The organism is Streptomyces liliiviolaceus, from assembly GCF_018070025.1.
GTDB lineage: Bacteria > Actinomycetota > Actinomycetes > Streptomycetales > Streptomycetaceae > Streptomyces > Streptomyces liliiviolaceus.
On record NZ_JAGPYQ010000001.1, the window covers coordinates 2,911,164 to 2,934,459 of the forward strand.

At 70.0% G+C, this 23,296-nt stretch carries 21 protein-coding genes and 2 tRNA genes; 19 read left to right on the forward strand and 4 right to left on the reverse strand.

What is annotated here, in order from left to right; all coding sequences use genetic code 11:
* The first annotated feature begins 64 nt into the window (after positions 1 to 64).
* The 5 genes from J8N05_RS12750 (at position 65) to J8N05_RS12770 (ending at position 5,479) form a co-directional block, all read left to right on the forward strand.
* Positions 65 to 1,411: a phospholipase D-like domain-containing protein gene (locus tag J8N05_RS12750; RefSeq protein ID WP_210882664.1), complete on the forward strand. Its 1,347-nt coding sequence runs from the start codon at positions 65 to 67 to the stop codon at positions 1,409 to 1,411.
* Positions 1,412 to 1,615: 204 nt separating this feature from the next.
* The gene (rplU, locus tag J8N05_RS12755) at positions 1,616 to 1,936 is read left to right on the forward strand and encodes a 50S ribosomal protein L21 (RefSeq protein WP_006374708.1); all 321 of its coding nucleotides are present in this window, start codon (positions 1,616 to 1,618) and stop codon (positions 1,934 to 1,936) included.
* Between the two features lie 14 nt (positions 1,937 to 1,950).
* The gene (gene rpmA / locus J8N05_RS12760; protein WP_037618784.1) at positions 1,951 to 2,205 is read left to right on the forward strand and encodes a 50S ribosomal protein L27; all 255 of its coding nucleotides are present in this window, start codon (positions 1,951 to 1,953) and stop codon (positions 2,203 to 2,205) included.
* A gap of 184 nt (positions 2,206 to 2,389) precedes the next feature.
* On the forward strand, positions 2,390 to 3,826 hold the full coding sequence (gene obgE, locus J8N05_RS12765) for a GTPase ObgE (protein ID WP_210882666.1): 1,437 nt from the start codon (positions 2,390 to 2,392) through the stop codon (positions 3,824 to 3,826).
* Between the two features lie 315 nt (positions 3,827 to 4,141).
* Positions 4,142 to 5,479 carry a hypothetical protein gene (locus J8N05_RS12770; protein ID WP_247706253.1) on the forward strand — a complete coding sequence of 446 codons (1,338 nt, stop codon included), beginning with the start codon at positions 4,142 to 4,144 and terminating at the stop codon, positions 5,477 to 5,479.
* A 129-nt stretch (positions 5,480 to 5,608) separates the two neighbouring features.
* Here J8N05_RS12770 and J8N05_RS12775 read toward each other — a convergent pair whose 3' ends face one another.
* The gene (locus J8N05_RS12775; RefSeq protein WP_210882669.1) at positions 5,609 to 7,693 is read right to left on the reverse strand and encodes a hypothetical protein; all 2,085 of its coding nucleotides are present in this window, start codon (positions 7,691 to 7,693) and stop codon (positions 5,609 to 5,611) included.
* Between the two features lie 380 nt (positions 7,694 to 8,073).
* Between J8N05_RS12775 and proB the strand changes: the two genes are divergently transcribed.
* From proB to J8N05_RS12800, 5 genes are all read left to right on the forward strand, one after another.
* Positions 8,074 to 9,186 carry a glutamate 5-kinase gene (gene proB / locus J8N05_RS12780; protein WP_407699901.1) on the forward strand — a complete coding sequence of 371 codons (1,113 nt, stop codon included), beginning with the start codon at positions 8,074 to 8,076 and terminating at the stop codon, positions 9,184 to 9,186.
* A gap of 279 nt (positions 9,187 to 9,465) precedes the next feature.
* Complete coding sequence (locus tag J8N05_RS12785) at positions 9,466 to 9,924, forward strand: hypothetical protein (protein WP_210890155.1); 459 nt, start codon at positions 9,466 to 9,468, stop codon at positions 9,922 to 9,924.
* 126 nt (positions 9,925 to 10,050) lie between these two features.
* Complete coding sequence (locus tag J8N05_RS12790; protein ID WP_210882671.1) at positions 10,051 to 11,337, forward strand: glutamate-5-semialdehyde dehydrogenase; 1,287 nt, start codon at positions 10,051 to 10,053, stop codon at positions 11,335 to 11,337.
* Positions 11,338 to 11,447: 110 nt separating this feature from the next.
* A complete protein-coding gene (locus J8N05_RS12795) occupies positions 11,448 to 12,038 on the forward strand; it encodes an SCO2584 family spore wall biosynthesis protein (protein ID WP_210882672.1) in 591 nt (196 codons plus the stop codon).
* Positions 12,039 to 12,195: 157 nt separating this feature from the next.
* Positions 12,196 to 13,263, forward strand: a complete 1,068-nt coding sequence (locus tag J8N05_RS12800) for an SCO2583 family membrane protein (protein WP_210882673.1) — start codon at positions 12,196 to 12,198, stop codon at positions 13,261 to 13,263.
* 135 nt (positions 13,264 to 13,398) lie between these two features.
* Here J8N05_RS12800 and J8N05_RS12805 read toward each other — a convergent pair whose 3' ends face one another.
* Entirely contained in the window at positions 13,399 to 14,517 is a 1,119-nt protein-coding gene (locus J8N05_RS12805; RefSeq protein ID WP_383945160.1) for a M48 family metallopeptidase, read from the reverse strand.
* 116 nt (positions 14,518 to 14,633) lie between these two features.
* On the opposite strand from J8N05_RS12805, the gene J8N05_RS12810 reads away from it, so the two are divergent.
* The 9 genes from J8N05_RS12810 (at position 14,634) to J8N05_RS12850 (ending at position 19,989) form a co-directional block, all read left to right on the forward strand.
* The gene (locus tag J8N05_RS12810; protein WP_210882676.1) at positions 14,634 to 14,789 is read left to right on the forward strand and encodes a hypothetical protein; all 156 of its coding nucleotides are present in this window, start codon (positions 14,634 to 14,636) and stop codon (positions 14,787 to 14,789) included.
* Positions 14,790 to 14,922: 133 nt separating this feature from the next.
* On the forward strand, positions 14,923 to 15,087 hold the full coding sequence (locus J8N05_RS12815; RefSeq protein ID WP_199854695.1) for a hypothetical protein: 165 nt from the start codon (positions 14,923 to 14,925) through the stop codon (positions 15,085 to 15,087).
* 47 nt (positions 15,088 to 15,134) lie between these two features.
* A complete protein-coding gene (gene nadD / locus J8N05_RS12820; protein ID WP_210882678.1) occupies positions 15,135 to 15,809 on the forward strand; it encodes a nicotinate-nucleotide adenylyltransferase in 675 nt (224 codons plus the stop codon).
* 16 nt (positions 15,810 to 15,825) lie between these two features.
* Entirely contained in the window at positions 15,826 to 17,655 is a 1,830-nt protein-coding gene (locus J8N05_RS12825) for an LCP family protein (RefSeq protein WP_210882679.1), read from the forward strand.
* 150 nt (positions 17,656 to 17,805) lie between these two features.
* Entirely contained in the window at positions 17,806 to 18,252 is a 447-nt protein-coding gene (gene rsfS / locus J8N05_RS12830) for a ribosome silencing factor (RefSeq protein WP_210882680.1), read from the forward strand.
* Positions 18,249 to 18,926: a histidine phosphatase family protein gene (locus J8N05_RS12835; RefSeq protein ID WP_210882681.1), complete on the forward strand. Its 678-nt coding sequence runs from the start codon at positions 18,249 to 18,251 to the stop codon at positions 18,924 to 18,926. The genes rsfS and J8N05_RS12835 overlap by 4 nt, the downstream gene beginning before the upstream one ends.
* A 146-nt stretch (positions 18,927 to 19,072) precedes the next feature.
* Positions 19,073 to 19,145, forward strand: a tRNA-Ala gene (locus tag J8N05_RS12840).
* A 426-nt stretch (positions 19,146 to 19,571) separates the two neighbouring features.
* Positions 19,572 to 19,805 (forward strand): hypothetical protein, encoded by a 234-nt coding sequence (locus J8N05_RS12845; protein WP_010986886.1) that lies wholly within the window; start codon positions 19,572 to 19,574, stop codon positions 19,803 to 19,805.
* Positions 19,806 to 19,916: 111 nt separating this feature from the next.
* A tRNA-Ala gene (locus tag J8N05_RS12850) sits at positions 19,917 to 19,989 on the forward strand.
* A 128-nt stretch (positions 19,990 to 20,117) separates the two neighbouring features.
* Here J8N05_RS12850 and J8N05_RS12855 read toward each other — a convergent pair.
* Together J8N05_RS12855 and J8N05_RS12860 are read right to left on the reverse strand one after the other, a co-directional pair.
* A complete protein-coding gene (locus J8N05_RS12855) occupies positions 20,118 to 21,743 on the reverse strand; it encodes an NADH-quinone oxidoreductase subunit NuoF family protein (RefSeq protein ID WP_210882682.1) in 1,626 nt (541 codons plus the stop codon).
* On the reverse strand, positions 21,743 to 23,044 hold the full coding sequence (locus tag J8N05_RS12860; protein ID WP_210882683.1) for a ferric reductase-like transmembrane domain-containing protein: 1,302 nt from the start codon (positions 23,042 to 23,044) through the stop codon (positions 21,743 to 21,745). Before J8N05_RS12860 ends, J8N05_RS12855 begins: the two co-directional genes overlap by 1 nt.
* Between the last annotated feature and the right edge of the window lie 252 nt (positions 23,045 to 23,296).

Here is a 23,296-nt window from a genome sequence, read left to right on the forward strand (position 1 = left end):
TTGATTACACATACACGGGTGTGCGTCGGGGAGGGCGCTCACACGTGTCAGGGGAGGGGATCTCATGGCGCGCGTGCGCCTGCAGGGCACGGGGCGGCACCGCGCTGTGAAACCGGTCAGGGGAAGCCGTCAGGCGCTCGCGCTGGCGACCGTCCTGTCCGCGGCGGGGATCCAGGCCGGTACGACGGCGGGGACGGCGCAGGCCGTCGACAACCCGACGTGGACCGAGGGGCCGATCTTCAACGACCCGCTCGGCACCACCGACCAGCAGTACGCGATCCGCGCCCGGCTGATCGAGCTGACGAACTCCGCGCTGCCCGGCTCCACGATCAAGGTCGCGGTCTACCACGTCTGGGAGGCCGGCGTCGTCGACGCGCTCGTCGCCGCCAAGAACCGCGGTGTGCAGGTGCAGGTGCTGCTCGACGAGTCCAGCATCAGCGACCGCCCGACGAACACCGCCTACGGGACGCTCGCCTCGGGGCTCGGCACGGACCGCACGAAGGGCTCGTACGTCTCGACGTGTCCGGAGAACAAGTCGTGTCTCGGCGACCCCAAGTTCGGGCAGTCGATCATGCACAACAAGTTCTGGCTGTTCTCGGCGGTCAAGGGCGCCACGAACGTGGTCGTCGAGACCACCTCGAACTCCACGCCCTCCGCGCACACGCGCTTCTTCAACGACGCGCTGCTGCTGCCGAACAACCCGACGATGTACGACGCGTACGCGGACTACTTCGACACGATGGTCGCGCAGGACTGGGAGTCCTGGAACTACCGCACGGTGAGCAACGGCCTCTACAAGGCGTACTTCTTCCCGCGGGCGGGCAACACACGGGCCACCGACTCGGTGTACTCGATCCTCAACAACGTCACCTGTAAGTACAAGGACACCGCGGGCGTCACGCAGTCGACCAAGGTCCGGGTGGCGATCTTCAAGATCACGCGGCTGGCCATCGCGGAGAAACTGGTCGACCTGAAGAAGGCGGGCTGCTCCGTGAGCATCGTCTACGCGGAGTCGGACAGCGCCAAGAGCAGCGGCGGCATCAAGGGCACCTGGGAGAAGCTGCACACCACCGGGGGGCCGACCGTACGCTGCTACAACGACGACCGGGACCCGCTGAACCCCGGCAAGAAGCTGGTCACGCCGTACATCATCCACTCCAAGTACATCCTGGTGGACGGCATGTACGACGGCGTGAAGAACAAGGTCAGCTTCACCGGCTCCGGCAACTACACAGGCCCCGCGCTGCGCGAGAACGACGAGTCGATCGTGAAGGTCGACGACGACGCCGTGCACGACATGTACAAGGTCCACTTCGACCGGGTGACCAAGGTCGCCTACCCGGGCACCGCGGACACCACGGATCTGTGCAAGGGCGTGAAGCCGCTGCCGGCGGACGGCGAACCCACGTAGGTTGCCTGGTCAGGGGGTGGTCGGGGCCCGGTTTGACCCCCAGGTCGGGGCCCCGTAACCTTGACCCTCGGTGTGTTTCTTGACGCACCGCATTCCCGTAAACCTCTTCCTCCTGGTGGCTCGCGCCCCGGGAGAGGCTGCCTCCTTCGCTCTTCTGGCGGCTGGACTGCGGGGATTCCGATTTCGAGTGAGAGAGAGATCCGCGTGTACGCCATCGTGCGCAGCGGTGGTCGCCAGCACAAGGTTGCTGTCGGCGACATCGTTGAGGTTGACAAGATTTCCACTGCCAAGGTCGGCGACACGGTCGAGCTCTCGACCCTGCTCGTTGTGGACGGCGACGCCGTCACCAGCGACCCGTGGGTCCTGGCCGGCATCAAGGTCCAGGCCGAGATCGTGGATCACCACAAGGGTGTGAAGATCGACATCCTTCGCTACAAGAACAAGACCGGCTACCGCCGTCGTCAGGGCCACCGCCAGCAGTACACGGCGATCAAGGTCACTGAGATCCCCGCGGCTGCGAAGTAAGGGACTGAGGAGAGATGGCACACAAGAAGGGCGCATCGTCCACCCGGAACGGTCGCGACTCCAATGCTCAGCGGCTCGGTGTGAAGCGCTTCGGCGGTCAGACCGTCAACGCCGGTGAGATCCTGGTCCGCCAGCGTGGCACCCACTTCCACCCCGGCGTGAGCGTCGGCCGTGGCAAGGACGACACGCTGTTCGCGCTGGCCGCCGGTGCGGTCGAGTTCGGCACGCACCGCGGCCGCAAGGTCGTGAACATCGTTCCGGTCGCCTGACCGGATCTTTCGCGAGGCGGACCTCACTTCCCGTACGGGAAGCGGGTCCGCCTTTCGCGTGTTTTAACTGGTGGAGAGGGCTCTGTCGGACAGACCTCCCCACCGAGTAGTGATCATCGGGCGGCGACGACCGCGCGGTGCTCATCGATGAGAGATTTTCCGTACGTAACTGGAGGCACATCCCATGACCACCTTCGTGGACCGCGTCGAGCTGCACGTCGCCGCGGGTAGCGGAGGCCACGGCTGTGCCTCCGTCCACCGGGAGAAGTTCAAGCCCCTCGGCGGCCCGGACGGCGGCAACGGCGGCCGTGGCGGTGACGTGATCCTGGTCGTCGACCAGTCCGTCACCACGCTCCTCGACTACCACCACTCCCCGCACCGCAAGGCCACCAGCGGTCGGCCCGGCGAGGGCGGCAACCGCTCCGGCAAGGACGGCCAGGACCTGATTCTGCCCGTGCCGGACGGCACCGTCATCCAGGACAAGGACGGGAACGTCCTCGCGGACCTGGTGGGCCAGGGCACGACCTACGTGGCCGCCGAGGGCGGCAGGGGCGGCCTCGGCAACGCGGCACTGTCCTCGGCCCGCCGCAAGGCGCCCGGCTTCGCCCTGCTGGGTGTTCCCGGCGGTATGCAGGACATCGTCCTGGAGCTGAAGACGGTCGCGGACGTGGCGCTGGTCGGCTACCCGAGCGCGGGCAAGTCCTCGCTGATCTCGGTGCTGTCGGCGGCCAAGCCGAAGATCGCCGACTACCCCTTCACGACCCTCGTCCCCAACCTCGGCGTGGTGACGGCCGGCTCGACGGTCTACACGATCGCCGACGTGCCGGGACTGATCCCCGGTGCCAGCCAGGGCAAGGGCCTCGGGCTCGAATTCCTGCGGCACGTGGAGCGCTGCGAGGTGCTGGTCCACGTGCTGGACACGGCGACCCTGGAGTCGGACCGCGACCCCGTCTCCGACCTCGACATCATCGAGGAGGAGCTGAACCAGTACGGCGGGCTGGGCAACCGGCCGCGCCTCGTCGTCCTCAACAAGATCGACGTGCCCGACGGCAAGGACCTGGCCGAGATGGTGCGCCCCGACCTGGAGGCGCGCGGCTACCAGGTCTTCGCGATCTCGGCGGTCGCCCACATGGGTCTCAAGGAGCTCTCCTTCGCGCTGGCCGAGCTGGTCGGGCAGGCGCGTGCGGCGAAGCCGAAGGAGGAGGCGACGCGGATCGTCATCCGGCCGAAGGCGGTCGACGACGCGGGCTTCACCGTGGTGCGGGAGGACGACGGGCTGTACCGCGTGCGCGGCGAGAAGCCGGAGCGGTGGGTCCGGCAGACCGACTTCAGCAACGACGAGGCCGTCGGGTACCTGGCCGACCGGCTCGCCCGCCTCGGCATCGAGACCTCGCTGATGAAGGCGGGTGCCCGTACGGGTGACGGCGTGGCCATCGGGCCCGAGGAGAACGCGGTCGTCTTCGACTGGGAGCCGACGGTGATGGCGGGGGCGGAGATGCTCGGGCGCCGTGGTGAGGACCACCGTTTCGACGCGCCTCGGCCGGCTTCGCAGCGGCGTCGGGACAAGCAGGCGGAGCGGGACGAGGCGGACCAGGAGTACGACGACTTCAACCCGTTCTAAGGTCTTGGCCCGCCGGGCCGGGGGTGTGCGTACGGTGCGGCTCGGTGGGGCTGGGTGCGCCGTTCCCCGCGCCCCTGGGGGTTGTGCGTTCCGTGCGGCCCGGTGGGGGCTAGTCGCGCCGTTCCCCGCGCCCCTGGGGTGGGTGGGGGTGCGGTGGTTTTTGGCCGCGGGCCGGTGGGTGTGGCCGCGCAGTTCCTCGCGCCCCATTCTGACCAGAACGCGGCAGCCGTGCCGTATCCGTATCTCCGCAACGCCGGGAAAATCGCGGGTCGTTGTCAGCGCCGCGCCCTAGGGTAAGCCTCTCGATCACACGGAGTGGTCGACGCGTATCAAGGGGAGATCACGCACTTGCGTATACGAAGATTCGCGGCGGGAACGGCACTTGCCACTCTTGCCGCGTCGGTGACCCTGCTCGCTGCCCCCGGCCCTGCTCAGGCTCTGGACAGCGTCGTGCTCCCGGTGACCTCACACTGGCAGACTCTCGCCGACAGTCGACACGTCTACGTCTCCGCTCCCGGTCAGGGCGCCGTGGTGGCCACAGACCACGACGGAGAGGTGATCAAGACAGTCGAAGGACTCGACGGAGCCCGCGGTATGACGCTCGCGGCCGACGAGTCCCGTCTGTACGTTGCTCTGCCCGACGCCGACGCGATCGCGGAGATCGACACGACCACCCTCATCGAGACCCGACGCTTCCCCACTGGCACGGACACCGAACCGGAGAATCTCGCCCTGGTCGGCGGGCGGCTGTGGTTCTCGTACCAGGCGACCGTCGTCTACGGCGGTATCGGGTCCGTCACCGTCGCCGAGGCCACTCCGGCGGTCGAACTGGACGATGATCCGGTGTGGTACGCGAAGCCCCGGCTCGCCTCGTCACCGGGCGCGCCCGACCGGCTGGTCGCCGCGGACAGCGAGGGTTCGTTGGGGATGCGGGTGTACGACGTGGAGTCCGGCTCCGCTGAGGAGATCGCTTACACAGAGGCCGTGGGCTCTGTCAATGACCTGGCGGTCACGCCGGACGGTCGCAGCGTCATCACCGCGAGAGGTGGCACCTACTACCACCAGCGATGGGCGCTGTCGGATCTGGCAGAGGAGGCCCCATACGATACGGGGGCCTATCCCAATGCCGTTTCGATCGCCCAGAACGGCACCGTGGCTGTAGGTTTGGACGCTTCCAGCGGCTGGGACATCTTCATCTACCGGCCAGGTGAGGTCACGCCGTTCCGCACCATCGCGCTGCCGAACGGCTCCATGGACCTGCTGCGCCGGGGAGTGGCCTGGGCACCGGACGGCAGCCGCCTGTTCGGCACTCGTTTCCCGCACTCGGGCGAGGTCATCCTCGACATCATCACCGACGTGCACAAGGCGAACAGCGACATCGCCCTCACTGCCCCCGAGACCCGCCCGCACGGTCAGCCTGTGACGGTTAGCGGCAACCTCACCAGCCTGCTGCCGTTTCCGCAGGGCAAAGTAGTCACCGTCACGCGGTTCAACGAGCCCATCGCAACGGTGGACGTCGAGCCGGACGGCAGCTTCCTCTTCACCGACCTCCCGCTCGACTACATGAGATACGTCGAGTATGTCGTCACCTACGCAGGCGACGACACGCACGCACCCGGCAGAGCCACCACAACGGTGGAGATCATCGACTAGACGCAGCGGAAACCGCGCGATCGGTCTTCACCGGCTCGCGCCCCGACACGCTGCCGAACCCACACAAAGGCGTGGGGCCCGGAATGATCTCCGGGCCCCACGCCTTTGTTCAGTAAGCGCGCGCAAGCGTTACGCGTTGACGGAGTCCTCCGCCTCGCTCGCGTCCGGTGAGACCTCCTCCGCCGCGTCCTCCGACGTGGACCGCGGTGAGGGGATCTCGGCCGCGAGTCGCGACTCCATCCGTACCCGCCGCTCGTCGGCCTTCGTGCACAGGTCGTCGATCGCTCCGTTGAAGCGGGCCATCGACGGCGGGTCGGACGGACCGAGCAGGTGCTCCTTCAGCGCGGCACGGGCCGCCGTGAACTGGTCCTTCTCGGGGCGGCGCACCGACTCCAGGAGCGCGGGCACACCCTCCGCGCCGGGGGACAGGACGACACCCGCCGACACCGTCGGGAATCCCGTGCGGAACGCCGCCTCGGTCATCCCCGACGTGTTCGCCACCGCGTACGGCTTCTCGCTCGACAGCCAGTCGGAGACGACCGACGAGACATCGCTGACCAGCAGGTCCGCCTGGTTGAAGCACGCGAAGATACCCGGCCGCGCGTCCGTGATGATCTGGTGCTCCCACTCCGGGAAGGACGCCCAGTACGCCTTCTCCCAGGCCAGCGTGGCCTCGGCGATGGCGGCCTCGCGGTCGCCCCCGGGCGCGCCCTGGAGCAGCATCCGCTCCATCTCGTCGGCGCTGTTGCGGAAGTCGGTGGACGTCAGTTTGTCCAACTCGGCCGTACGACGCGCCAGTTCGGCAGCGGCACCGGCCTCGGGGCGGGTGCCCGAGCGCAGCGCGGCGGCCTCGCGGATCATCGTCTTGATGCGCTCGTTCGCGGCGCCCGCGCGCAGATCGACGGAACCGGTCATCGGGTGCGGCTTGTAGAGGAGGCGTACGCCGTCGTCGGCCAGGAGCCGGCGGACGATGTTCTCGCCGGCCAGGACCACGGACGTGTTGCCGGGGTTGCCGTCCCAGCCCTCCCACGTGGGGGCGTACAGCACGGTCGTGAACGCGCCCGTCGGCGCCCCCGAGTAGGGGCGGATCGGCGCGAGCTGCGGGCGGCCGACCTCCACGATGTCCTTGTCCTCGACGCCGACCTCGGCCAGCGCGTACCGCTCGCGGGCCGCGGGCCCGGCCACCCACACCTCGTCGTACGCCTTCGCGTAGGGGTTGCAGGAGGAGAGCTTGTCGCTCTCGCCGTGGTTGATGAAGGCGTGCTTGACCGTGGGGATGCGCAGGACCTGCGAGGTCTTCGCCGCGTTCGCCGGGTGCAGCATCATCTTCAGCGTCGAGTTCTCCAGCGAGAACATCGTCGACACCTTCGGGAAGCAGATCACCGGCACGTCGGTGGCGTCGATCTTCTGCACCATGAACCGCTCGCGCAGCACGATCAGCGGCTTCGCGTCGACCGCGGAGACCGTGGAGAGCCACATGTTCGCCTGGTACGCGGAGGTCGTGCCGCCGGAGAAGTACATGGCGACCGTCGGCCGGTAGTCGGCCAGCCACGCGTCCAGCCACTCCATGACCTTCTGCTCGCTCAGGGCGCGCTTCCTCGGCAGCAGCCAGGTGGCGAGGTACGCCGTGCCGCCGCCGATCAGCACGAGGGCCACGCCGAGGCCGATGGCGCCCCACAGGGCGTCCTCGGTGGCCGCGGTGACCATCAGGCCGATCGTGGTCGGGACGGAGAAGGTGAGCAGCCGGTGACCGGGGCGCCGGGCCAGGATGCGCGGCGGCGCGGTGGTCAGGCGCAGCGCGGACGCGTCGATGTTGCGGGTGACGATCGGCAGCGTACGGGTGCGGCGGACCATGACGGCGGCGGCCTGGCAGGCGAAGTGCAGGGCGTAGAAGACGCACAGCCCGACCATCAGCGGCGCCTGCTCGCGCGTCGGGCTGATGCCGTCGATCCGCAGGAGCCCCACCAGGATGATCATGTCGCGCAGCAGTTGCCGGACCGTGGCGTCGAAGCGGACCTTGCCGAGCAGCGAGAGCAGACCGGGATCCCGGTACTGAAGGAACACGTCGAGGGCGAGGCCGGCGGCGCTCGCGGCGACGAACACCGGGACGTTCGGCAGCAGAGCGGAGACGATCTGAGCCGTGAAGAGCGCGAACATCGCGAGCAGCGCGGAGAGCTGCACGATGCGGCGGGTGGCGAGTCCGGCGGAGGGCACGGAATGGGCTCCTGCGAGGGGTGCGGCGGATGGGGGGAGGCGTGGAGGGCGGGCCTCGCCGTACCTCCCTGAAGCTCGTACGGGAGAGGCCGATCCCTGACCGTATGACTTCTGCGGGTCGCCTAGCAATCTTGCGTGAGAACTATCACCGGATTTGGGTTTAAAACGACGAGAAGCTGTGACACTCCCTTCCCGCCCTCCGCGCGCGCCCCCGATGGCCCGCCTCCCCGCGTCCGCCCCTCGAAACACGGGGGCGTCGACCGCCCTCCGTCCCGTAGATTGCACGAACCGGACAGGTCGCGGGTCGGGCCGTGGGAACGTGGGGAACATTGGGGTGCAGCGTGTCAGCGGCTAGGCGGGCGGCAAGCAGGCAGGGCGTCGTGGACGCCCGCAGGATCGTCGTCAAGGTGGGTTCCTCGTCCCTGACCACCGCGGCCGGAGGCCTCGACGCCGACCGCGTGGACGCCCTCGTCGACGTACTCGCCAAGAGCCGCGGCGGCGGCGGCGGCGGCGAGCACGAGGTCGTCCTCGTCTCGTCCGGCGCCATCGCCGCCGGTCTCGCCCCGCTGGGCCTGCGCCGCCGCCCCAAGGACCTGGCCCGTCAGCAGGCCGCCGCCAGCGTCGGCCAGGGCCTCCTCGTCGCCCGCTACACCGCCTCCTTCGCCCGGTACGGCGTCCGGGTCGGCCAGGTGCTGCTCACCTCCGACGACATGAGCCGCCGCGCCCACCACCGCAACGCCTCCCGCACTCTCGACAAGCTCCTCGCGATGGGCGCCCTGCCGGTCGTCAACGAGAACGACACCGTCGCCACGGACGAGATCCGCTTCGGCGACAACGACCGCCTCGCGGCCCTCGTCGCCCATCTCGTCCGCGCGGACCTGCTCGTCCTGCTCTCCGACGTGGACGGCGTGTACGACGGCGACCCCAGCAGACCCGGTACGTCGCGGATAGCGGAAGTACGCACTCCGGCCGATCTCGCGCACGTCGACATCGGCAGCACGGGCAAGGCGGGCGTCGGCACCGGAGGCATGGTCACCAAGGTCGAGGCGGCCCGGATCGCCGCCGCCGCCGGTATCCCGGTGGTGCTGACGAGCGCGGTGCACGCCACCGACGCCCTCGCCGGACGGGACACCGGCACGTACTTCCACGCCACCGGCCGCCGCTCCGCCGACCGGCTGCTGTGGCTGCAGCACGCGTCGACCCCGCGCGGCGCCCTCGTCCTGGACGACGGGGCCGTGCGCGCGGTCGTCGAGCGGCGCACCTCCCTGCTGCCCGCGGGCATCGCGGCCGTCGAAGGCGACTTCACCGCCGGTGACCCCGTCGAACTGCGCGACGGCGCGGGACGGGCGGTCGCGCGGGGACTGGTCAACTTCGACGCCAAGGAGATCCCGCAGCTGATCGGGCGCTCCACGCACGATCTCGCCCGCGAGCTGGGACCCGCGTACGAACGTGAGGTCGTGCACCGGGACGACCTGGTGCTGCTGAATCCGTGAGCGGGGCGGCCCGGAGGGGGCCGCGGGGGCCCGGAGCGGCCCGGAGCGGTGTTCACCGGACGTCCACCGGCGTACGCCCGGCGCCGTGCCCGTCAACAGGGCCCCGGCCGAAAAGGGTGGGGAACGGTGGACAAAGCCCCTGCCCGGAGGTGGACCTTCGGTAAAAGTGCCACGCGGCGCCTTCCCACCTGCTCAACTTTGTCTCAGGGAGACCCCCTCAGTCCGATCAGTCGACAAGTCCGAGCGGACCACTGCGTGAAGGAGGCCGTCGTGAGACGAGTGCGCCCTGGGGCGGCGGCGTCCCGCAGTCTTGGCGGCTCGCGCGCGGCCGGCGAGGAGCGGGCGCTCACCAGCGTCGCCGCCGGTGACATGTACGAGGCGGAGGAGCCGCAGGACCTGCCGCGGCTGTGGCACGTCACGCTGAGCGTCTCGGGCGGCGAGGCCCCGCTCAAAGAGGTCAGGCGCGGCCTGGAACAGCTCGCCCACGACCACCCCTTTCTGCTGACCAGCCGGTACGCCAACGACCACGCGGAGATCCGCTACTGGGAGGAGGCCCGCGACCTGCACGACGCCGCCGCGGTCGCGCTGCGGCTGTGGGGCGAGCACCGCCAGACCGCGAAGCTCCCGCCGTGGGAGATCGTCGGCCTGGAGGTCATCGACCGCGAGACCTACCACCAGCGGATCGCGGAGGGTTACGGGCCGCTGCCGGCCACCCCGGTCGGCGTACACCCGTTCTGACCGCTGGGCCCCCTGCCTCACCTCCGTGACTCCCGGGGCACACGCTTTCTACGGCCATTTCAGGACCTGTCTCGCGGTGTGGGACAACGGCTGAACAGCTCTCGCGGGCGCACTACCCTGCGGGTTATGACCACGCTCTCGCCGTACGACTCGATGTCCCCGGTCACCCAGGCCGCCTACCGCGCCAAGGGCGCAGCCGCCGACCTCGCCCCGCTGCCGCGCGCCGAGAAGGACGACGCGCTGCTCGCGATCGCGGACGCCCTCGAAGTGCGTACGAGCGACGTCGTCGAGGCCAACGCCAAGGACATCGAGCGCGCCCGCGCGGCCGGCACCGGCGAGACCGTCATCGACCGGCTCACGCTCACCCCCGAACGGATCCGCGCGATCGCCTCCGACGTACGCGACGTGGTGGCGCTGCCCGACCCGGTCGGCGAGGTCGTCCGCGGCTCGACCCTCCCGAACGGCATCGACCTGCGCCAGGTCCGCGTCCCGCTCGGCGTCGTCGGCATCATCTACGAGGCCCGCCCGAACGTGACGGTCGACGCGGCCGCCCTGTGTCTGAAGTCCGGCAACGCGGTGCTGCTGCGCGGCTCGTCCTCGGCGTACGAGTCCAACTCCGCCCTCGTCCGCGTCCTGCGCGACGCCGTCGGCGGCTCGGGCCTGCCCGCCGACGCCGTCCAGCTCGTACCGGGCGACAACCGCGAGTCCGTACGGGAGCTGATGCGCGCCCGGGGCCTCGTCGACGTGCTCATCCCGCGCGGCGGCGCCTCGCTGATCCGCACGGTCGTCCAGGAGTCCACCGTCCCGGTCATCGAGACCGGCACCGGCAACTGCCATGTCTACGTCGACGCGCACGCCGACCTCGACATGGCGATCGACATCCTGATCAACTCCAAGGCGCAGCGGCCCAGCGTCTGCAACGCCGCCGAGACGCTCCTCGTCCACCAGGACATCGCGCCCCGGTTCCTGCCGCTCGCGCTCGACGCCCTCGCGGAGGCCGGCGTCACCGTGCACGGCGACGAGCGCGTCCTCGAATACGGCAAGGACTCCAAGGCCACCGTCGTCGAGGCGACGACCGACGACTGGGAGACCGAGTACCTCTCGTACGACATCGCGGCGGCCGTCGTCGACTCGCTGGACCGGGCCGTCGACCACATCCGGCTGTGGACCTCCGGGCACACCGAGGCGATCGTCACCACCTCGCAGCAGGCGGCCCGCCGCTTCACCCAGTTGGTGGACTCGACGACGGTGGCCGTGAACGCGTCCACGCGCTTCACCGACGGCGGCCAGTTCGGCTTCGGCGCCGAGATCGGGATCTCCACGCAGAAGCTGCACGCGCGGGGGCCCATGGGGCTGCCGGAGCTGACGAGCACCAAGTACATCGTCACGGGCGACGGACACATCCGGCGCTGACCGCGTCCGGCGCCGGGCACCCCGGACCGCCCCGGCGCCGGCCGTCTCGCCAGGCGGGAGAATTTCCTTACCGTCTGCCCAAATTGACCACCCCGGTCTACTCTGGATCCGTGCCGGAGGACGTGGGGGGCACGCCGTTCCCTGACGGCTGGGAGCCCGACGACGACCGCGACCGCGGGGGTGCGGACGAAGAGTTCGCCTCCGTGGTCTTCGACGAGGCCTTCGTACGGGCGGCGACGGTGCACGAGCCGACCGCCGTGGAGCGTCTCCTGGCCGCCGCACAGGCGAGAGCGGAGGCCTCCGAGGCCGAGGCCCGCCGGGCGCACCACCGGGGCCTGCGCGGGGACGACGAGCTCTACGAGGACGGGTACGGCCCCGACGGACCGGGCGATTTCGGCCACGACCCCGATCTGGACGACCTCGACGACCGGGACGTCCTCCACGGCCGCTACGGCCACCCCGGCACCTACGGCAAGCAGTCCCGCTGGCACCGCCCCGTGGCCTGGATGCTCGCCCTCGTGATGGGCATCGGCATGGTCGCGCTGGCCTTCGCGGCGGTCTACCGGGGCGCCTCGTCGAGCAGCGGGGACCAGGTCCCGCCGCCCGCCTCCACCGGACTCGAACAGGGCGGCGGTGTGGGCCCCTCGGCCTCCGCCGACTACTCGCCGCCGGCCGCCTCGGCGGTGCCCCGCACACCGTGACGGCTCCGGTGGGACAAGGGCCGGAACAGGTTTGAAACGGCTCTCCCGCAGCGTGCCGGGCTGCTCCGGGAGCTGATGACGAATGTGGTGAGAACCTGTCAGAACTTGTCGTGTAGCAGGGCGTTTACCTGAGGTCCAGGAGACCTACTCTGAAAGTATGGGCAGTCCTGGAGACCCACCGGAGGGGACATCCGAGGGTGTACCCGGCGGGGGCGAGGAGGAGTACCGGTCCGTCGTCTTCGACGAATCGTTCGTCCGTGCTGCCCGCCTCCAGGAGTTCTCCGCGCAGGAGCGGATCGGTGATCACACCCCGGCCGTCCGGCGCCGGCCCCCGATGCGCCGGGGTCTCTCCCGGCAGGCCCTGGTCCTCGTCGTCCTGATCGCCGTGGCGTTCGGCACGGCGATCTACATGGGCGTACGCCATCCGTACCAGACGCCCGTCGCGAAGCATCCCGAACCCCTGCGCATGACGGTGATACCGCTCGCGCCCCAGAGCCGCGTACCCGGTTCGTCCGACGTGGAGGCCCTGTACGCGCACAGCCCCGCCGACCAGTTCCGCATCGGCGCCGACGGCATCACGCTGCCCGCCTCGCGGCGCACCGCGCACTTCTCCGACAGCCAGATCGTCACCGCGCTGACCACGGCGAAGGACTACCTCGTCGAGTCCGCGCTCGACCCGGACGTCCTCACCGGCGGTGCCAGCCGGTCGGCGCGGATCCTGCTCGATCCGCAGCAGCTCGACCAGTTCGACCAGAGCTTCCGCAGCCCCACGGCGGACGGGCGGCACGCGCCCACCGGGTGGCTGGTGCGCTTCGACCCGGCGCAGGCCGAGCTGGCCGATACGAGGATCCGGGTGCAGGGCACGCTGACCGCTGCCGAGACGGACTCCGACACCCTTGAGGTCAGCGCCGACCACACCTTCGTGTACGCGCTGCGGCCGACCGGCTCCGACGAGAAGGCCGAGGCCTCGCTGTTCACCGTCCGGCGCGAGCTGCACTTCCGGTTCGACCGGGACGATCTGCGCATGCACCAGGCCGAACTGCTCGTCTCCTACGTCCAGGCCGGGCCGCTGGCCTGTGCGGAGGATGCGACGAACCAGCTGCATCCGTTGCTGGCGGGGGAGACGGCCAAGGCCGGCGGGCCGGCCGGGACGGATCCGTTCGCCACGGGGAGTGCCACGGCGTTGTGCGGGTCGTTGGCTGCCAGCGCGCAGCCGCGGCTTTGAGCTGCGCTCAGCTTCGCTTTGTCGGTCGGCCCGGGCGTCGTGGTGATCTGCGGGCCCGGTGGGGGCTTGTCGCGCAGTTCCCCGCGCCCCTGAAGGGGCGACCCTGAGCGGCGCCCCCGCGGGGGCGCCCGTTCGTCAGGTGTTGTCTGTCGGGGGTGTGTCCTCCGGGCGGTCCGTGGGTGGCTGCTCCTTGGTGGTGCTGCCGGAAGTGCTCGTCGTGGTGCTGCCGGTTGCGAAGCCGCCGAAGCCTCGTCGGACCCGGCCGCCGAGGTCGCCCGCGCCGCCAGCGATGTCGCTGACCAGCTTCATCAGCGGGTCCTTGGAGTTCTTCACGTCGGTCGCGTAGCTGGCCGCCGACTGGCGGAAGGAGTCCGTGACCGAGGTGTCGCCGTCCTCGTCGCGTCGCGGGTAGTGGCCGTCCATGATCCGCTGGTGGTCGCGGGACTCCGCCCACTTCTTCAGCTCGGCCGCCCGGACCGTGGTGAAGGGGTGGGAGCGGGGCATCACGTTCAGGATCTTGAGCACGGAGTCGCGGAGGTCGCCGCCGGCCTCGTACTCCTCGGCCTGGGCGAGGAACGCGTCCACGTTCATCTCGTGCAGGTGGTTGCCGCCCGCGATCTTCATCAGGCCGCGCATGGAGGCCCGCAGGTCCTGGCCGACCAGCAGTCCCGCCCGGTCCGCGGACAGCTCGGACTTGCGGAACCACTCGCGCAGGGCGGTCACGATCGCCATGATCGCGAGGTTGCCGAGGGGGATCCACGCCACGCGCAGGGCCAGGCTGGTGAGGAAGAGCAGGATCGTGCGGTAGACGGAGTGGCCGGAGAGCGCGTGGCCCACCTCGTGGCCGATGACGGCCCGCATCTCCTCCTCGTCGAGCAGCTCGACGAGCCCGGTGGTGACGACGATGATCGGCTCGTCCAGGCCGATGCACATCGCGTTCGGCTGGGGGTCCTGGTTCACGTACATCGGCGGGACCTTGTCGAGGTCCAGGATGTAGCAGGCGTCGCGCAGCATCACGTTCAGGTGGGCGAACTGGGCGTCCGAGACACGCACCGAGTCCGACAGGAACAGCAGCCGCAGGCTGCGCTCCGGGAGCAGGCCGCTGAGCGCCTTGAAGACCGTGTCGAAGCCGGTGAGCTTGCGCAGGGCGACCAGGGCCGAGCGGTCCGCCGGGTGCTCGTACGCCCGGGAGGAGATCCTCTCGAAGCGCCTGCGCTGCCTGCTGGGTACGTTCTCGTGGCTTTCTTCTGGCATGTGGTCCCCCATGCGTTTGGTTGCCTTCTGTGCCCCCAAGGCGGGGACCAGCCTAGGCGGAGATACCTTGGACGGGCAGTACGGCGAAGGAGCGGCACGTCAAGGAGTAGTACGTCATGGAGCATTCCCCCGGATCGTGGCTCGTCGAGGCCGCGAGTGCCGCCCAGGAGCAAGGAGCGGGCAATCTCCTCCGCATCGTGCTGATCGTGATGGTCGTCGGATGTGGGCTGGCTGCCTGGTTCCTTCTGCGCGGCTACAAACGGGACGACTGAGACCCCGCGGAAGGTTCCCGGCCCGGCGGAGCCGAACTCCCCAACGGCGGAGTCGGAGTGATGGTGCGCAGGCCCGCCGCTTACGATGTGTGGAAGTCTTTATCCCGCCCACATCGGATAGGTCCTGCTGAAGATGAGCTTCCACAGCACCGCTGCCCAGTTGGTCACACTTGCCGCCGAGGGCGAGGAGCACGGCGGCAACCACGAGAGCCTGAACCCCCTGTTCGTCGGCGGTGGAGCCTTTCTCGCCCTCCTGCTGCTGCTGTGGATCACCACCCGCTTCAACCGGGACCGCTGACGGCCGCGCGACGGAGCCCGTCGTCCGGGCCGGTAGGGTCTGCACGCATGGGAGAGCAGGACATGCCTACCGGTCCGGCGGGCGTCGTGGCACACGACGCACGGCGTGGCACGGGTAACGGACCGTCGAACCCGGGCAAGCGCCGCCTCGGTGTCATGGGCGGAACGTTCGACCCGATCCATCACGGACACCTCGTGGCCGCCAGTGAGGTCGCCGCGCGGTTCCACCTCGACGAGGTGGTGTTCGTACCGACCGGGCAGCCGTGGCAGAAGACCGACCGCAAGGTCTCGCCGGCCGAGGACCGCTATCTGATGACGGTCATCTCGACCGCCGAGAACCCGCAGTTCTCCGTGAGCCGCATCGACATCGACCGCGGCGGTCCGACCTACACCACGGACACGCTGCGCGACCTGCGCATGCTCAACCCCGACACGGATCTCTTCTTCATCACCGGCGCCGACGCGCTCGGCCAGATCCTCACCTGGCGCGACCACGACGAACTGTTCTCCCTCGCGCACTTCATCGGGGTCACCCGGCCCGGCCACATACTGACCGACACCGGTCTGCCCGAGGGCGGTGTCTCGCTCGTCGAGGTCCCCGCCCTCGCCATCTCGTCCACGGACTGCCGGGTCCGGGTCGCGAAGGGCGACCCGGTCTGGTACCTGGTGCCGGACGGTGTGGTGCGCTACATCGACAAGCGTGAGCTGTACCGCGGCGAGTGAGCCGAGAGGGGCACCGGTGAACGACCGATACGACGCTGGGTACGGAGGCGACCAGTACGAACTCGTCGGCTACGACGAGTTCGGGCAGCCCGTGTACCGGCAGGTACCGCAGCCGGGGCAGTCTCCGCAGCACCCTCAGTACTCTGCGCAACAGGACGAGTACGGCTCGTACGACCCCTACGGCGGACAGGCCCAGGGCCAGACGCAGGGACAGGCGCACGGACAGGTTCCGGGGCAGGCGCCCGCGCAGGACTACGGGCAGGGCTACAGCCAGGACTACGGGCAGCAGGACTACGGGCAGCAGGGGTACGCGCAGGGGTACGGCTACGACCCGTACGCGACGGGTCAGCAGGCGGGTCAGCAGACAGGACATCAGGCAGGGCAGCAGGCGACGCCCGTGGTGTCGTACGACACCGGTCAGCAGCAACCTGTGGCGCCCCATGACACAGGCCGGCAGCAGCCCCAGGTGGCCGAGCAGACCGCCTACATCCCGCAGCAGGCGGGCCCCGCGAAGGACCCGGCCCCCGCACCCGCCCCCGTACCGCCGGAGGACGACGAGCGGGCGGGTGAACCCGACTACCGCACCGAGCAGTTCGCGTTCGTCGAGGAGCAGCCCGAGCAGTCCGAGGACGTCATCGACTGGCTCAAGTTCACCGAGAACCGCACCGAGCGGCGCGAGGAGGCCAAGCGCCGCGCGCGCGGCCGGGTGGTCGCCCTCGTCGTCGTCCTCGCGATGGTCGTGGTGGGCGGGGCGGGCTATCTCTGGTTCGCCGGGAAGCTGCCCGGGTCCTCGTCGGACGAGAAGGACGGCACGACCACCGCGGCGGGCGCCCAGAAGCGCGACGTGATCGTCGTCCACCTGCACAACACCAAGGGCAGCGGCACCTCGACGGCCCTGCTCGTCAACAACACCACCACCAAGCAGGGCACCACGGTCCTGCTGCCCAACTCCCTCGCCCTGACGGACGACGACGGCGGCGCGACCACCCTCTCCAAGTCGGTCGACGACGACGGTTCCTCCGGGACGCGCGACGAGCTCGACACCGTGCTAGGCACGGACATCGAGGGCACCTGGCGCCTGGACACCCCGTACCTCAACAACCTGGTCGAGCTCGTCGGCAACATCGACATCGACACCGACACGGACGTGCCGGACCCCGAGGCGAAGAAGAAGGGCGAGGCGCCCCTCGTCAAGAAGGGCGAGCAGCAGACGCTCAGCGGCAAGATGGCCGTCGCGTACGCCACGTACCGCGCCTCCGGGGAGGCGCAGAACGCGCAGCTCCAGCGGTTCGGGCAGGTCATGCAGGGCGTGCTGCGCAAACTGTCGTCCGACGAGCAGGCCGCGACGACCACCGTGCAGACGCTCGCGCAGATCCTCGACCCCTCGCTCACCGACAAGGACCTGGGCGCGTTCCTCGCCAAGCTCGCGGACCGCGCCAAGGAGGGCGACTTCAAGACCGCCCTGCTGCCCGTCCAGACGGACGGCCGGCTCAGCGCGCAGGCGAGCGACAGCGTGGTCAAGGACGTGCTCGGCGGCGCCGCCAGGAGCCCCGAGAAGGGCGCCGCCGTCCAGGTCGGCATCCGCAACGCCACGGCCGACAAGGACGCCACGGAGAAGGCCAGGGTCGTGCTGCTCAACGGCGGCTACACCTTCGTCGACGGCGGCACGGCCGACACCGCGCAGGCGGTGTCCGAGATCACATACGCCGACGCCGCCAAGAAGGAGGACGCGACGGAGGTCGCCAAGACACTCGGCCTGCCGACGTCCTCCGTGAAGAAGGGCAAGGTCAGCTCCAACGCGGACGTCTCGGTGGTGCTGGGCCAGGACTACAAGGTGAGCGAATAGCCGCGGGCGGACCGGCCCGCGGGCCCGTGGGGGATGCGTCCCCCGGGCCCGCGGGATGATCCGTTCAACGCGTGGGGTGCTGTCGGCGGTCCGTGAGACCCTTGGGGTATGACCCCCCGGGGTTCCTGACCGCCTACGGAAAGCCTTGTAGTGACCGCCACCGACCGTTCAGTCGAGCTCATCACCACCGCCGCGCAGGCGGCCGCCGACAAGCTCGCGCACGACATCATCGCGTACGACGTCAGCGACGTGCTGTCGATCACGGACGCCTTCCTGCTGGCCTCCGCGCCCAACGACCGCCAGGTCAAGTCGATCGTCGACGAGATCGAGGAGCGCCTGAACAAGGAGCTCGGCGCGAAGCCGGTGCGCCGCGAGGGCGACCGTGACGCCCGCTGGATCCTGCTGGACTACGTCGACATCGTCGTGCACGTCCAGCACAGCGAGGAGCGCGTGTTCTACGCGCTGGAGCGGCTGTGGAAGGACTGCCCCGAGCTGGACCTGCCCGCCGACGCCAAGGCCACGCGCGGCAAGGCCGCCGAGCACGCCGAGCTCCAGGACGCGGAGGACGCCGCGGAGCTGCGCGGAGAGCTTCGATGACCGCCGGCAAGCCGCTGTCCGAGGCCGGACGCAAGGCGGGCCGGGGGCGCCGCGTCATCCTGTGGCGCCACGGCCAGACGCTGTGGAACGTGGAGCGCCGCTTCCAGGGCACCACGGACGTCGAGCTGACCGAGACCGGTGTGGGCCAGGCCCGCCGCGCCGCCCGGCTGCTCGCGTCCCTGCAGCCCGACGCGATCGTCGCCTCGGACCTGAAGCGGGCGGCGAACACCGCGGGTGAGCTGTCCGCGCTCACCGGCCTCGACGTGACGCACGACGAGGGCCTGCGCGAGACCTACGCGGGCGTCTGGCAGGGCCTGACGCACGAGGAGATCATCGCGCGGTACGGCGACGAGTACGCGGGCTGGAAGCGCGGCGAGCCGGTCCGCCGGGGCGGTGGCGAACTGGAGACCGAGGTCGCCGACCGGGCGGCCCCCGTGGTGCTCCGCCACGCCGAGAAGCTCCCCGACGACGGCACGCTCGTGGTCGTCAGCCACGGCGGCACCATCCGCACCACCATCGGCCGTCTCCTCGGTCTGGACTCGCAGCACTGGGAAAGCCTCGGCGGCCTCTCCAACTGCTGCTGGTCCGTCCTCGGCGAGGGCGCCCGCGGCTGGCGTCTCCTGGAGCACAACGCGGGAACCCTGCCGGAGCCGGTGCTCGGCGACGACGACTAGAACCTCCGGCCGGCACGCGTGGGTCCGCCCGCGCAGGCCGGGGGATCCTGCCCCGGTGCCCCTGGGCACCGGATTTCACTTTCCGGCTGGTCGCAGGCTAAAGTTTCTCTTGTTCCGCCGCCGGGAAAGCGGCCGGGACACCGCAAGGGGCTATAGCTCAGTTGGTAGAGCGCCTGCATGGCATGCAGGAGGTCAGGAGTTCAATTCTCCTTAGCTCCACAGGAAGATGATCCCGTCCCCGTCAGGGGGCGGGATCTTTCGTTGACCTGTCTTCGCAGCGTGTTGAGTCACTTGGGCCTTCCCGGGCGTATACCTCTTCGAACGCACTACTCGTCGTTTGCGCTGGCCGCGCCCACTGCGGCAGGTGCCGTGTCCGGACTGGTACGAAGGCGTCGCTGACCGTATTGCTCCGGCCGTGGCAGAATCAAACGGCCGGAAGGGGGCGCGACCCGACGGGAGGGAGTGGCGATGCCTGCGAGCATCCTCGGGAAGGTCGACGACCTTTCCGAATCCGAGGTGGTACGGGATCCGATCACGCGCCTCGACCGCCCTTCCCGCCCTTCGGCCCACGTTGCCCAAGTCCTCGGCGACAACGGAGGAGTTCCCTACGTGTGCACGGCCTGCGGCCACAGCTGGAGCTGATCGATGGGTGCGCACAGGCGAAAATGCGATTGGTGCGGCAGCGGCACGCCGATCGTCCGCGACATGGAACCGGTCAACCACGACTACCAGTACTGGTGCGAGGAATGCGCACGGGCGCTGATCATAAAAGGCGACCCCATCGAGACGTACCGCGAGCTGGAGGGCGAGCCGATCTACGGCCGGCTGCTCGACGAGCACTGCACGCTCAAGCGCTTCTACTCGTTCGCCACGGCCTGATCCGGCCGGGGAGACCCCGGCCGGAGCGGTGACCGGGAAACGATTTGGTGGTGCGCCAAGGGACCGGTAATGTTGGCGTCGCCGCCGGGGAGACCCGGTGGGACACCGCAAGGGGCTATAGCTCAGTTGGTAGAGCGCCTGCATGGCATGCAGGAGGTCAGGAGTTCAATTCTCCTTAGCTCCACAGCAGATGAAGCGGGCCATCCGATCAGGATGGCCCGCTTCTTCGTGTCGTGATGCCTCGGTGTACCGGCGTACAGAGGTGTGCGGGTGCGGCGGCCCGGGCTGCCGGGCCGCCGGTGGGTCAGGTCGTCAGCGGCCGCGGCCCAGGGCGCGACGGCCGCCCCCGCCGCCCTCGCGCACGGCGGGCAGGTTCTGCCGGGGGGCCGCTCCGCGGGTGTCCTCCTCCAGGCGCAGGGCGAGCGCCGGGCAGCGTCGTACGGCCCGCAGCGCCTTCGCCTCCGCGTACCGGGGCACGCCCGCCTGCGCGACCGTCGGGAAGCCGTCGGCGCCCAGCTGGAAGACCTCCGGGAGGATGTCCGCGCACAGGCCGTGCCCGCGGCAGAGCGTCCAGTCGACGTAGATCTTCTGACGGCTGGGACCCTGCTCCTCCTCGGGCTGCGCGCCGCCCGGGATGCCGGTGGGCTGCTGGCCGCCCTCGAAGAGCGGCAGTACGCCCTCCACGGGCCGTCCGCAGCCGTTGCCGAGGACATGGGCGGCCAGGTCGTCCGTGAAGGCCTTGATGGTCGACTCCAGGAACATCGCGGAGCCGTCCGGATGCGAGCACGCGCCGCGCCGCTTCACGGCGTTGGCGACCTGCTTGAGGGCCTCCAGGGCGGCCGGACCACCGCCGTTGAGGATGTCCTCCATACCGCGGGCCGCGGCCGGCAGACCGAGGTAGCAGGGGCCGCACTGGCCGGCGCTCTCCTCGGCCAGCCACTGGGCCACGCGCAGCGACTCGCCCAGCGGGCAGGTCGACTGGCTGATCGGGAGGATCGCGCCGGCGCCGAGGGCGCCGCCCACCGCGTCCAGGGAGTTGCGCGAGACGATCGCCTCGTTGACCGTCGCGGAGTCCAGCCACTTGCCGTGGTAACCGCCGGTCAGCACGCCCTGCGGGACGGGCGGGGCACCGGCCAGCTGCAGGATGTAGCGCAGCGGCACGCCGGTCGGGGCCTCGATCACCATGGGCCGGGCGACCGCCCCGGAGACGGTGAGCATCACGGTGCCCGGCTCGTCGTACAGGCCGGTGTTCCCGTAGCGCTCGGCGCCGATGCGGGCCGCGATCGCCAGCTGGGCGAAGGTCTCGGCGTTCGACAGGAGCGTGGGAGCGCCGCCGACGCCGTTCTGCGAGGCGCTGGTCTTGCGGCCCGGCGGGATCGCGGGACCGCCGTCGATGGAGCGGACCAGCGAGGCGGCCGCTCCGGTCACCATCCGCACCGGGTTGCGCTGCACCCGCGCGCGGATGGTCGCGTTGCGCCGGTTGGTCAGACCGCGCTCGGAGAGCGCCGCCTCCATCGACCGCTGGGTGGATTCACGTGTCACTCCGACGACCAGGGTGCGGGCGCCCAGGGCCTCCGCGACCAGCAGGGCGCCGTCCAGGATCAGATGCGGGGCACGGTTGATCATCACCGTGTCCTTGCGGCAGGCGGGCTCGTCCTCGCTGCCGTTGACGACGACCACGGGGCGTACGCCCCGGCGGATCGCCGCCTCGGCGACCGACCGGAGCTTCTTGTGGAACGGGAAGCCCGCGCCGCCGCGGCCCTTCAGGTTGATCCGTTCGGAGAGCTGCGCGAGCTGCTCACCGCCCATGGGCTCAAGCGGCCCGTGCACCTTCAGGTGCATGGGCAGGTCGAGTCTCTCGACGAGATCGAAACCGGAGGTGAGCTGGGGAAGGCCCACCACGCGGACTTCGGGGACGTCGGGAAGGGCCTCGTTCACTAAAAGCCTCCGGAAGGCGCGTTCCAGGGTTCGCCGTTGCTCGGTGCCTCGTAGGAACCGGGCAGCGTTTCAGTGGCGGGACCGCTGTTGTACGTGTCATTCGGGTTGTACGTACCGAGGGGGTCGTTCGTCTCACCGGTGTTGTACAAGTCACTTCCGCCGTACGAGGCGCCCGGTGGGGGAGTGTCGTAGGACACGGGAGTGAAGGTGCCCGTGTCGTAGTTGGGCCCGTCGGTGCGCGGCGGGGCCTCGTACAGCGGCGGGGACGGGGCCGGCCAGCGGGGACCGCCGCTGTCGTCGGTGCGGGGCATCGCCTGCGTGGGCTGCATGTCCATCGGGACCTGCATGGGCCGGGTGGGGTCGACGGCCAGCGGGTCCTGCGCGCGCGGGCTGGTCGTGGCCCGGTAGGCGGCCGCGAAGCCGCCGGTGTCGGTGAGCGACCCGGTGTCGGTGAAGGACCCGGAGTCCGGGAAGCCGGCGCGCTGGGGGGAGGCGGTCCGCTGCTGGGGGACCGGCTGGTCGGGGAAGCCGGGCCGGCCGCCGCCGCGCGGAGCCTCGCGCGAGGGCTCCTGGGCACGGCGTGCCGGGGGCTCCTCGCGGAAGCCCCTGTTGTTGCCGTTGTCGAGCAGGGCCAGGACGCGCTTGGCGAACTTGCGCTTGAACGACAGGGGGGCCGCGCGAAGGCCCAGTGCTCCCATGACGGCGACCAGGGCGAGGCTGTAGAGGATCACGAAGACCGGCTTGGCCTCGCGGCCCGCGAACAGGCCGTGGACGAGGGCCGCGCACCAGGCGGGGTAGGCCAGCATGTGCACCGCGCGCCAGCGGGCGGCGACCTCCGCGGGGGACGCGAACCTGCTGCGCAGTGCGCCGGTGAGAGCGGTGAAGATCATCAGAAGGCCGGCCAGGGAGCCGAATCCGATGAGCTGGCCGGTGCCGGTGACACCCAGGCCGAAGGGGACGAAGACCGCGATCGCGGAGACGTGGTCGAGGAAGAGCTTGACCGTGACGTGCAGCACCAGGAAGCCGACCGAACTGACCGCGGTCGTCCGGTGCACGGCCTGGGCTATCAGGCGCTGGCGGGTGTTCAGGAAGACCCGGTCGGTGGCGACCAGCCCCCAGAGGACCGAGCAGGTCAGGGCGACGAGGGACAGCACGCCCGCGCCGAAGTTGATGAAGTCGCGGAACGCGTCACCTCCGACCACGACGCTGACGGGTATGAGCAGCAGAACGGCAGCCATCACTCCGCCCTGGACCGAGCGACTCGGCCGGGAGAGCGTGCTGTTGTTGCGGCGAGAGTTCATGGGGCAACTCCGAACAGTTCGGGAAAGCGGTCCCGCTGCCGCACTCTAGGTCGACGCATACCGAGGAGTACGAGGTTTGAGTTATATCGCTGTTATCAAAGGGTGGCGAGGGAGTTGTGATGTCCCTTAGCGGCCCTTACGCGAAGTAACCTTTGACCTTTGTCCAGCGTTTGCCGGTGCGGCGCGGGGAGCGACACTCAGTGCCGGAGCGTAGCCGAAAGCGCGTCGCGCCCCGCTCGGCCGCTGCGGTAC

Bases quoted from the DNA above. Each gene is read 5' to 3' on its own strand.
- obgE (WP_210882666.1), top strand. From the start codon at position 2,390: ATGACCACCTTCGTGGACCGCGTCGAGCTGCACGTCGCCGCGGGTAGC.
- J8N05_RS12750 (WP_210882664.1), top strand. From the start codon at position 65: ATGGCGCGCGTGCGCCTGCAGGGCACGGGGCGGCACCGCGCTGTGAAA.
- J8N05_RS12805 (WP_383945160.1), bottom strand. From the start codon at position 14,517: ATGCCAGAAGAAAGCCACGAGAACGTACCCAGCAGGCAGCGCAGGCGC.
- J8N05_RS12815 (WP_199854695.1), top strand. From the start codon at position 14,923: ATGAGCTTCCACAGCACCGCTGCCCAGTTGGTCACACTTGCCGCCGAG.
- J8N05_RS12800 (WP_210882673.1), top strand. From the start codon at position 12,196: ATGGGCAGTCCTGGAGACCCACCGGAGGGGACATCCGAGGGTGTACCC.
- J8N05_RS12790 (WP_210882671.1), top strand. From the start codon at position 10,051: ATGACCACGCTCTCGCCGTACGACTCGATGTCCCCGGTCACCCAGGCC.
- J8N05_RS12860 (WP_210882683.1), bottom strand. From the start codon at position 23,044: ATGAACTCTCGCCGCAACAACAGCACGCTCTCCCGGCCGAGTCGCTCG.
- J8N05_RS12810 (WP_210882676.1), top strand. From the start codon at position 14,634: ATGGAGCATTCCCCCGGATCGTGGCTCGTCGAGGCCGCGAGTGCCGCC.
- J8N05_RS12835 (WP_210882681.1), top strand. From the start codon at position 18,249: ATGACCGCCGGCAAGCCGCTGTCCGAGGCCGGACGCAAGGCGGGCCGG.
- rpmA (WP_037618784.1), top strand. From the start codon at position 1,951: ATGGCACACAAGAAGGGCGCATCGTCCACCCGGAACGGTCGCGACTCC.
- nadD (WP_210882678.1), top strand. From the start codon at position 15,135: ATGGGAGAGCAGGACATGCCTACCGGTCCGGCGGGCGTCGTGGCACAC.
- J8N05_RS12845 (WP_010986886.1), top strand. From the start codon at position 19,572: ATGGGTGCGCACAGGCGAAAATGCGATTGGTGCGGCAGCGGCACGCCG.